Here is a 10,308-nt window from a genome sequence, read left to right as displayed (position 1 = left end):
GTGGTGCATCGATCACCAACTTCTCCGCTCAGTCAGTATTCGCAACGCTCCAAACGTTGCTTTCAGACCGGCCAGATACGATTTCATGTCCCAAATACCGAGGTGAATAATCCAGGCTATACTTGTAGAACAAGAATGACAGGGTACAGTACCTGCAAAATAAAGCACTTTTTTGTAAATAGTCAGGGAGGTATCATGAATCAGTCAACTTTTCAGCTACTTGGTAATGTTGCTTCAGCAGATTTCTACCTTTGTGGAGGCAGTGATATTACTTTAATATCTGATAATAATGCCTATAATATGAAAGCTTTAGCCCAAGAAGCGCTTAAACTGCGTGTTCCTAATTCTTTGACCGTTATTGATTTAAACAACTTCTACGTTGGTATGATCCCTATTGATCATAATCAGATATTGACCATGATTTCTCATATTAACACCACCATTATCCCATTCGATTATCAGGGAATCACTAATTTTATCGGGTCTATAATTTTTGGTGTTGGAAAGTATTTCCATTCCAAAAGTACTAGGCCCTAATTTAAAAAGCCATTGATAATGGATCAAAAAAGACCACTAGGGTATACCCTAGTGGCCGTTTTTGTCTCTGTGCTATACTAGGCATTAAAAGTGTTCATTAGGACTGTCCAAAAGGAGGACTGAAAATGGCTAAAATTGGTTATGCGCGTGTGAGTTCTAAGGAGCAACATTTAGATCGACAATTAGCGGCTTTAAAAGACGTTGATAAATTATTTACGGATAAATTAAGTGGGGCTAACACTAATCGGCCAGAACTGCAAAAAATGCTGGCCTATATTCGTGAGGGTGATATTGTCATGGTCACTGAACTAGATCGTTTAGGCAGAAACAACCTGGATTTAACTAAGATCATGAACACCATTCAAAATAAGGGTGCCACCCTAGATGTGTTGAATTTACCGTCCATGACAGGGATTGCTGACCCCAATTTACGTCAACTGATGACCAACCTCATCATTGAATTGTATAAGTACCAGGCGGAAAGCGAACGTAAGCGGATCATCGAACGTCAGCAACAAGGAATTGCCCTAGCAAAACAGCAAGGTAAATATCATGGCCGCAAACCCCAATACACCCAAGACGATCCCCGCTTGCAACATGCTTTTAAACTGTATCAGACGGGCATGAGTGATGTAGACGTCGCCCGTAATACCGGTATTAAGCGAACAACTTTTATCAGATATCGCAAGAAGTACAATATAAAAAGATCGTAAATTGCAAAAACAAGCTAGCCAGTCGTTGAGGACAATCCCAGAACAGGCCGTTATCAAATAGAAGAATATGAATAAACTAGATTTAATTAAACCTATAAGTCTGCTGATAACCTTTTTATATTAAGTTGCTAGAAAGCTTGTGGAAGTAAAATTTAAAATTGGCTGAAAAACATCTTGTAAAAATATGACCGTATGTTAGATTGCAATGCGGTGACAAATGGGCCGGAAACAAAATAAGTGAGTGATAACTCATTTTAATATTGACAAACCGAGATGTGCTGATTATACTAAAGCCATTAAGTGAGTGAGCATACACTCTCTTTGAGAAAGAGGGTTATTAAAATGGCAACGGATTATGTCATCGCCAAGCAGGTCAGCAAGCACTTTGGTCATCAGCAAGTGCTCAATCAGATTGATTTGACACTGCCGGCTGGAATGATTTATGGCTTGATTGGGCCATCAGGAGCTGGGAAGACCACCTTGATCAAGAGTATTTTAGGGATGGAAGCTGTGGATAGTGGCACTGTTAAAGTCATGGATACGGTGATGCCCAATAGGGCGGTAATGGCACAAGTAGGGTATATGGCCCAAAGTGACGCTTTGTATGAGACACTAACGGCCCGTGAAAACCTGACCTTGTTTGGGCAATTGATGAGCGTTCCAAAAATAAAGTTAGCACAGATGATTGATTATGCAGCCGGATTAGTTGATTTAACGTCCCAATTAGACAAGCGGGTCAGTGGCTATTCGGGTGGGATGAAACGGCGCTTGTCGTTGGCAATTGCCCTGATTCAGGATCCCCAATTATTGATTTTAGATGAACCGACCGTTGGGATTGATCCAGAATTACGGCAACAAATTTGGACCGAACTAAATAAGCTCAAGGATACCGGTAAGTCGATGCTCGTGACAACGCATGTCATGGACGAAGCAGAACGGTGTGATTATCTCATGTTGATTCGGCACGGGATTGCGCTTGCTGAGGGGACACCCGCGGCACTGAAACAACAGTATGCAGTAGATACGATCGAACAGGTCTTTTTGAAAGCGGGGCGGATGCAAGATGCGAACGATGGCAATCGTTAGACGAGTTTTTAAGCAAATGTTACGTGATAAGCGTACCTTGGCGCTGATGTTTTTGGCACCATTGCTGATTATGACGCTGATGTATTTCTTATTTCAAAACAACACGACGCAAGTAGCAAGCTTGGGTGTTCATCATGTAGACCAATCCGTGGTTAACGTGATCGATACCAAAAACGTGACGATTCATCATTATGATAGTTCACAGGCACGGAAAATGATTAAGCAGCATGATCTAGATGGCTATTTGACTCAGAAAAATGGTCAATTGACGATTACTTATTCAAATAGCAATCCAACCAACACGTCTTTAATTAAGGCGAGTTTACAGTCAGGATTAGTCAAGTTGAAAATGAAGACGCTGGTGACCGTTACTAAGAAACAGCGTGCGGCCCTTGAATCGCAACAAGCCGCTTTGAAGAAGCTGACAGCAGCCCAGACACAAGCAACGGTGACCAAGCTGAAGACTGCCATTGCACAAGCCCAGGCCCGCGGTGACCAGGCAACTGCTGAGAAATTACAAAAGCAACTCAAGCAGGCCACAGCCACGACGTCTAGTTCGACTCAGTCAGCTAAAGCAACCAGTTATACGACTAAGTCTCATTATATTTATGGTAGTAGTGATTCAACGTTCTTTGAAAACTTTTTGCCAGCCTTTCTCGGTTTCTTTGTCTTCTTCTTTGTGTTCTTGATTTCTGGCGTTTCACTTTTGAATGAACGCACTACTGGAACCCTAAGCCGGCTACTTGCAACCCCAATTCGACGGAGTGAAATTATTATGGGCTATCTAATTGGTTATGGGGGCTTTGCCATCATTCAGACTGTCCTGACCGTTGTTTTTACAATTACGGTCTTCAAGATTCACTTAGTTGGTAGTATTTGGCTGGTCTTTCTGACTAACTTATTATTAGCGTTAGTGGCTTTGACCTTGGGTATCTTTATTTCCACCTTTGCTAACTCAGAATTTCAAATGATTCAGTTTATTCCACTGATTGTTGTACCACAAATCTTTTTTGCTGGGTTGGTTCCAGTCGATGGCATGGCCAGTTGGTTGCAAGCAATTGCCCACATCATGCCGTTATACTATGGTGCTAATGCGTTGACGGCTGTTGTGACAAAGGGTGCTGGGCTTGGCGATATTGGTGCCAATTTGTTAATATTAGTAGGGTTTATGGTCGTACTAACAATGTTGAATATTGTTGGAATGAAACGTTATCGGAAGGTGTGAGGATATGGAACGACCACGGATACGGGATTATTTTCAACAGGATCTAAGTCAGAATGAAACGATTACACCTAAGCAACGGGCCATCCTCCAGGCAAGTCTCGATTTGTTTGCTGAAAAGGGTTTTGACCAGACCAGTACTAGTGATATTGCACAACGGGCCGGCGTTGCAGAGGGGACGGTCTATCGGCGGTATAAGACTAAGGCTGCCTTACGGGATGCCATCTTAGCACCAATTGCCGCGCATATTGTGCCAATTTTAGCGAGTGATTTTTCAGAGGATGAATTACGGCAGCGTTATCCCAGTCTACAGGCATTCGTCACAGCAATTTTTACGGACCGAGTTGCATTTGCTAAAGCTAACGTGAAAGAGTTAAAGGTCATTTTTGAAATGGCAGCTTTTGACACCGAACGACGCGAACAGATTCTTAGCCAGATTGCGCCTAAGGTGGTCAAGCAGATGGGAAGTGTCATAAATCAACTAAAAGCAGATCATTTGATTGTGGATTGGCCGAATGATTTGATACTGCAAAGTTTGTTATCGCAGCTATTCGGTTACTTAGCGCAGTTAATGCTGGAATTGCCGGGAACTGAAATTGAGCGCGAACAAGCGTATTTGATTACGGTGATGACCAAAATATTGACCCCGGGTGAACATGATCAAATTACTGGTCAGTGAGCTAACTGTTACTTGATATGGTAGACTGTAAAATTAATCCGAACGCTGTTCGGATTAATTTTACAATCTACCGTATTATCTAGTTGAGACGGCTCTGGTGCAAATAGTCTGAAAGTGTGCCTTTTACCTAGTTGTTGATAGGGTGTTGTAGGTTATGCTGGCACCATCGCTTTTAATTCGTCCACGGCTGAAAACCCGATGAGGCTTAGCTCTCGTCGGGTTTTCTTGCGTAATGCATGGATGACTTCAATGCCGCTGAGTGTTGCACTAGCGGTTCGGATGCTTTGGAAACTTGCTGACCGCACCCGGTGTCGTTTAATGAATCGATGATCTTGTTCGATTAAATTATTTCGATACTTGGAACATTGGTGTGCTGATTTGCTCAAGTAGTCTTGTTTCATCAGGTGCTTCACTGCCTTAAGTGTTGCTCGATATTGATCGGTGACTAAGCGATCAGGACGACCATTGGTCGTCAAAAGCCGTTTCAAAAAGTGATAGGCTGCCGCATAATCACGATGCTTTCGCAGTTCGAAGTCGAGCGTCAGACCGTTGCTATCAATTGCACGATACAGATAAGTCCAATGACCTTTGACGTTAATGTAAGTCTCGTCTATCCTCCAACTTTTGGTATGGGAGGTTTGATGTTGGCGCCATAAAGCCTTAAAGATGGGACCATAATGATGAACCCAACGCATGACCGTGGTGTGATGCACACTAACCCCGCGATCACGTAGCAATTCAACGATATCACGGTAGCTGAGACTGAACCTAAAATAGTAGCCAACGGCTACTATAATGATATCCTGTTGAAAGTGGCGTCCTTTAAAGTAATTCATGCGCACAATCCCTCGTTTCTTGTCACTCAGTATACTAGAATGAAGTTGCCAGGCAAACTTTGCACCAGATCCCGTTATAGTTTTTAAACGGCCACTAAGTAAGGTCAGCAATAAGTGCTGACACTTTTATGATTAAACATAAAGAATGGAGTGAACTCAGATTACACTAATTGGTATTATTATTCCTGCGCTAAATCCGGATCAAGCCTTGATTCGCTTAACCCAAGACATTTTAACGGCAAACTTTACGCTGAGCCAGATCGTCATCGTGGACGATGGTAGTGACCCGGCCCACCAACCCGTTTTCGATCAATTAAACCGACTCAAGAACGCCCCAATTACCGTCCTGCACCACGCGCACAACCAGGGTAAGGGGGCCGCGCTCAAAACTAGCTTTCAATATTTTGCCAATCATTTTCCGACCACGACCGGCGTGGCCACCTTAGACGCTGACGGCCAACATACGGTTGGCGCGTTAAATCACTGTCTCCAAGCGTTTGCCACGCACCCCGACCGCCTAGTTTTAGGTGTGCGTCGTTTCACTAATAACGTGCCGTTTCGTAGCCAGTTCGGTAACCGTCTGACCAGCCAACTGGTTCGGCTAATCGCCCATCAGCAGATCAGTGATACCCAGACCGGATTACGGGTCATCCCGATGTCGTACGTTCATCAATTACGGCAGTTTACCGGCGACCGTTTCGAGTTTGAATTTGAAATGTTGTTGGCCGCCCAACGGTACCACGTTAAAATTTTTGAGCAACCGATCCCAACCATCTACATCGACGGCAACCAATCATCGCATTTTCGCATCATCCGTGACTCGTTGGCCATTTACGCCCAATTTTTTAAATTTGCGGCAAGTAGCGTCGCCTCATTTGCGGTCGACATCGGTTTATTCGAGGCTTGTCTGCTATTATTGCGCAACTCACAGTTCCACAGTATTTTAATTGCCACCGTAATATCCCGCTGCCTTTCCGCCGTGGTGAACTACGGTCTTAACCACCGCCTCGTCTTTAACGGTACCGGTCACCAAACGTTAGTTAAATACGCAACGTTGTTTTTAATTCAAATGGTGGCTTCCGGTTATCTGACTGGAGGCTTGGCGCACTTATTTGCCGGATTTCAAAGTCCAGCGATTCCCCTATTAGCCAAGATGATTATTGATAGCTTGTTATTCTTAATCAGTTACCGCATTCAGCGGGACGTTATTTTTTGCGAGGTGCCATCCGATGCCGACCACTAAAAAGATCACTTACGTATTAGCAATCGCCCTATCCGTCATTTATCTGATTTGGCGGGTGAGCTTTACCATTCCGTGGCACGCCAACTGGTTTGCCCTGATTTTCGCACTATTATTAGTGGGTAGCGAACTCTTATCCAATTTTACGGCCTTCATCCTGATCTTTTTTCGGATACTGGCCCAAAAAACCGCTGCGCAACTCGTCGTCCCACCATTGGATCCCGCCGACCCGTTGCCAGCGGTTGATCTGATTATCGTCACTCACAACGAGGACGTGGCGCTTTTACGTAAGACGGTCAACGCGGCCACCTTTATTGACTATCCGGATCAACAAAAACTTAACATCGTGATCGCCGATGACCAAAACCGCCCCGCGGTGCACGCATTAGCCCGTGAATATGGCGTTCAGTGGATTGGAATGACCGACAACCATCACGCCAAGTCGGGTAATATCAACCACGCCTTAGCACAACTGAACGCCCCCCTATTCGCCATTTTTGATACTGACATGATTCCGTTCAGCGGCTTTCTGACCGATACCGTGCCACTCTTTACTCAAAATTTTCGCGACCGTGCGGATCAGGATCAAGCCGTGAAACCACTCGGGTTCGTTCAAACCCCGCAGAGTTTCTATAACGCCGATATTTTCCAATTTAATCTTTTTTCCGAAAAGATTATTCCAAACGAACAGGACTTCTTTTCCCGAGACATCAACGTTCTGAATGGTAGCAACGAAACCGCACTGTTTACCGGCTCCAACGCCCTCTTTTTACGCGAAGCGGTCGACCAAGTTGGTGGTTTTCCAACCAATACGTTAACCGAGGACTTTCAGCTCGGCACCGAGATCAACATCGCCGGTTACACTAGTCTGGCCACGTCCAAGCCTCAGTCGAGCGGTATCACGCCGATTGACATCAAGGGCGTAATCAAGCAGCGTACCCGCTGGGCTCGGGGCGTGATTCGGAGTTGTCGCAACTTACACATCTTTTTGAGCCCGAAGCTTTCGTTTAAAAACAAGCTGATTTTGATCAATTCTTACCTCTACTGGTGGTCATTTGCCCGTCGCATGATCTACATCATCGCACCGATTCTTTACGCGTTGTTTCAGATTCAGGTGGTCAAGGCTAATTTCTGGGTGTTAATGATCATCTGGGCGCCGGGATACTTTCTACTGCACTACGTCCTAAAAGATACGTCCGATGCGATTCGTAACGAACGTTGGGGCGAAATTCAGGAGACTTTTTTTGCGCCCTACCTCTTCATTCCGGTGATTCTGGAAACCCTGGGCATTCGCGCTAAAAAGTTTAAGGTGACCGATAAAAATACGTCGTTCTCGTTTCGTGATAAACTCTACATTTTACCGTACCTCGCCCTGTGGCTAATCACCCTGGTGGCGATCATCAAATTTAATTATGGTAAGTTCGGTTCCGAAATTTTGATTGGTAGCGTCATTACCTTTTGGCTTTTGATGCACTTCATCAACCTAAGTTTCTGCCTCTTTCTGGCAATGGGGCGGCCCGTTTATCGTAAAACCGAGCGTTTCGCTCGTCAGGTGAACGGTCTGGTTCAAAACCGGAACACTTGGCTACCACTAACCACCATTGATACGTCGGAAGGTGGGCTTTCATTTACCCTTACCACTCCTGATCGCAATACCTTTCACCTGGGACAACGGATACACCTACGCTTAACACCGGCCAATCAGCCCGCGATTAATTTAATTGGGACCGTACGCCGAATTAGCAACGACGACCGCGACACCGTTTACAGCGTGCAGTTAAATGCCCCTATCGGAAAGACTCGCAACCAGTATTTACAACTAATTTACAACGGCTTCAACGCTGCCCTACCGCAACAGCAAGATACCTGGATCACACTGTTTGACGAGCTCCACATCAACATCATGGTGCGAGTAAAGCAGTTGAAACGACGGCTTAGCCGTTTGACCCGTTCATAAACACTCTTTGAAGCATCACTACTTATCATTAACGAGGCTTTAAAACATGGCATGGTTCGGTTTATTAATTTTCATACTCGCCCTGATCGGCTATAGCGACGTGGTCCTCTACCTGGGCGTTAGTCCGTATTTATCCTGGATCACGGCCATCCTACTGCAGATTGTTATCGATTACCTGTTCGCAATGGTGGGACTGCTCCGATTAGGCCTCACCATTGTGACCGTTACCGGGGTCCTACTGTTAGTGATCCGTTTAATCGGCGGCTTCTTCGGTAAGGCCCGCCTTCCGTTTGAAGGACTACACTTATTCGATTTTTGGATGCTCGGCCTTGGATTTTCGATGGCTAACGTGTTGCGCCACAGCCCGCTGATTCACTATGATAACTTTTCACACTGGGCATTGATCGTTAAATTTTTAACGTTTGAAGGTCGCTTGCCCGGGGCAAACGATTCGATTATTCAATTCACATCTTATCCACCGGCAACCGCCTTATGGCTGACTCAGTTCGTCACCTGGGTCGGTTTCAGTGACGGCACCATGTTAGTCGCCCAATTCATCCTAATTTGGGCGGCCACCTACGCCATTTTTGGCATTCTCCGGGACCGTTCGCGGGGACTGCTGTCACTTATCTTGTGCTTCACGATTGCCTTATCGTACGTTTTTAACATCGCCATCCGGTTAAACAACTTATTGGTAGATTACGTCTTACCAATTATCACGGTTGCCGCACTAGTTGGCATCTACCTCTACCGGCAGCACCCCCGTTTATTACTCGCGCACAGTGCCGTCTTTATTGCGGCGCTGATGCTGGTCAAAAACTCGGCCACCTTCTTCGTGATGATCATTGCGACGACCCTGCTCATCGTCTTGATTCAGCAGACACGGGTACGCTGGTTGCAGCGAAGCTGGCAAGTCGGTTGGCGCTGGCTATTAACTGTAGGGATGGGACTACTGCCCTTCCTATGGTGGCAGCAACACGTGCATCAAACCTTTACCGTCTCCAAACACGAAATTAGCGCGCACGCTTATGCTGATCAGCTCACCACTGAAAGTACGACGACCCTGGTTAAAATTGGACATCGACTGTTGGAGCATCTCAACTTCAGCTCGTTATCCTTTCAAGGGATCCTACTGATCAACGCCACCCTGATCATCGCCGCCCTTCTAATACGGTGGTGCACGCACCGCCGGACGCACCTGCTGCAGGTGCTGCTTGGCCTGGACCTCATTTTCGTGCTGTACTTCGCCAGCCTCTACGGCATGTACGCCCTCTCAATGCCATACCGTGAGGCCATCGTATTGGATGGTTACGAACGTTACATGTCGAGCGTTGTCATTTTGAACCTTTTCATTGCGGCGATGGCGCTAGTCCGGGCGATGGATGGCGCGTTATTCGAACAGCGGGTTGAAAAACGGGACCTGCGTAGTTTTGCGTCGGTCTTCACGAAAAAACTATACCAAATGTCAACGTTCATCCTGCTGATTTTTACCATTATCATGATGTTGTCCGAAATTAACGGCACCCAGTTCACCAATTGCTATAACCGTAATACTGTGCCGCGGCAATTGAGCCGAATCGCACGGCCGTGGACCCATTACAACCACACCAAAATTTTGGTCGTTGATCCCCACGCGGGTGACGTGGCGGACTATTACGTGGGCTTTGTCGCTCATTACTACTTTTTCACCGACCAAGCCGTCGGACGCGAGAACTTCATGGAAACCCCGCGGCAATTCGATAAAACCATTCAGCAGTATCAATACGTTGCAATTCCTGAGTATCACCACACTTTCACGGTGATGATGCGTCACGTTTATCATCAAGCCAACGTTCGGACCGGTTTCTTTAAGGTCACGCCGACCGGGCTACAAAGAATTAAAAATTAAATTTGCAATCTACCTTTAGACTTTGTGAAATTAGCTTAAACTGTCCTAGTTAGCTGGCTTGTGATTATTATTTATCCTGGATTATTCATAGAATTTCAAAAAAGCAGCGCAATCCCACGATTCACACGGGACTGCGCTGCTTTGGTGTTT

Annotated in this window: 8 protein-coding genes and 1 pseudogene; 8 read left to right on the top strand and 1 reads right to left on the bottom strand. The window is 45.7% G+C overall.

Annotation, left to right across the window (positions count from 1 at the left end; genetic code table 11):
* From GN107_RS11435 to GN107_RS11090, 5 genes and pseudogenes are all read left to right on the top strand, one after another.
* Positions 1 to 537 (top strand): annotated as a pseudogene (locus GN107_RS11435) (hypothetical protein); the annotation flags it as partial.
* 125 nt (positions 538 to 662) lie between these two features.
* Positions 663 to 1,250: a recombinase family protein gene (locus GN107_RS11105; RefSeq protein WP_155287924.1), complete on the top strand. Its 588-nt coding sequence runs from the start codon at positions 663 to 665 to the stop codon at positions 1,248 to 1,250.
* 342 nt (positions 1,251 to 1,592) lie between these two features.
* Positions 1,593 to 2,336 carry an ABC transporter ATP-binding protein gene (locus GN107_RS11100; protein ID WP_003581836.1) on the top strand — a complete coding sequence of 248 codons (744 nt, stop codon included), beginning with the start codon at positions 1,593 to 1,595 and terminating at the stop codon, positions 2,334 to 2,336.
* Entirely contained in the window at positions 2,314 to 3,561 is a 1,248-nt protein-coding gene (locus GN107_RS11095) for an ABC transporter permease (protein ID WP_125708902.1), read from the top strand. The genes GN107_RS11100 and GN107_RS11095 overlap by 23 nt, the downstream gene beginning before the upstream one ends.
* Positions 3,562 to 3,565: 4 nt before the next feature.
* A complete protein-coding gene (locus GN107_RS11090) occupies positions 3,566 to 4,237 on the top strand; it encodes a TetR/AcrR family transcriptional regulator (RefSeq protein WP_125708900.1) in 672 nt (223 codons plus the stop codon).
* A gap of 152 nt (positions 4,238 to 4,389) precedes the next feature.
* Here GN107_RS11090 and GN107_RS11085 read toward each other — a convergent pair whose 3' ends face one another.
* Entirely contained in the window at positions 4,390 to 5,073 is a 684-nt protein-coding gene (locus GN107_RS11085) for an IS6 family transposase (RefSeq protein ID WP_002816065.1), read from the bottom strand.
* A 160-nt stretch (positions 5,074 to 5,233) separates the two neighbouring features.
* Between GN107_RS11085 and GN107_RS11080 the strand changes: the two genes are divergently transcribed.
* From GN107_RS11080 to GN107_RS11070, 3 genes are read left to right on the top strand one after another with little or no spacing between them, the layout of a single operon-like run.
* A complete protein-coding gene (locus GN107_RS11080) occupies positions 5,234 to 6,316 on the top strand; it encodes a bifunctional glycosyltransferase family 2/GtrA family protein (protein ID WP_155287923.1) in 1,083 nt (360 codons plus the stop codon).
* Positions 6,317 to 6,371: 55 nt separating this feature from the next.
* Positions 6,372 to 8,270, top strand: a complete 1,899-nt coding sequence (locus GN107_RS11075) for a glycosyltransferase family 2 protein (RefSeq protein WP_230678616.1) — start codon at positions 6,372 to 6,374, stop codon at positions 8,268 to 8,270.
* Positions 8,271 to 8,316: 46 nt separating this feature from the next.
* A complete protein-coding gene (locus GN107_RS11070) occupies positions 8,317 to 10,158 on the top strand; it encodes a glycosyltransferase family protein (RefSeq protein WP_155287921.1) in 1,842 nt (613 codons plus the stop codon).
* Positions 10,159 to 10,308: the final 150 nt, after the last annotated feature.

Source organism: Lacticaseibacillus zhaodongensis (assembly GCF_009687905.1).
Taxonomy (GTDB): Bacteria; Bacillota; Bacilli; order Lactobacillales; family Lactobacillaceae; genus Lacticaseibacillus; species Lacticaseibacillus zhaodongensis.
This window is presented reverse-complemented; position numbering and strand designations above follow the sequence as displayed.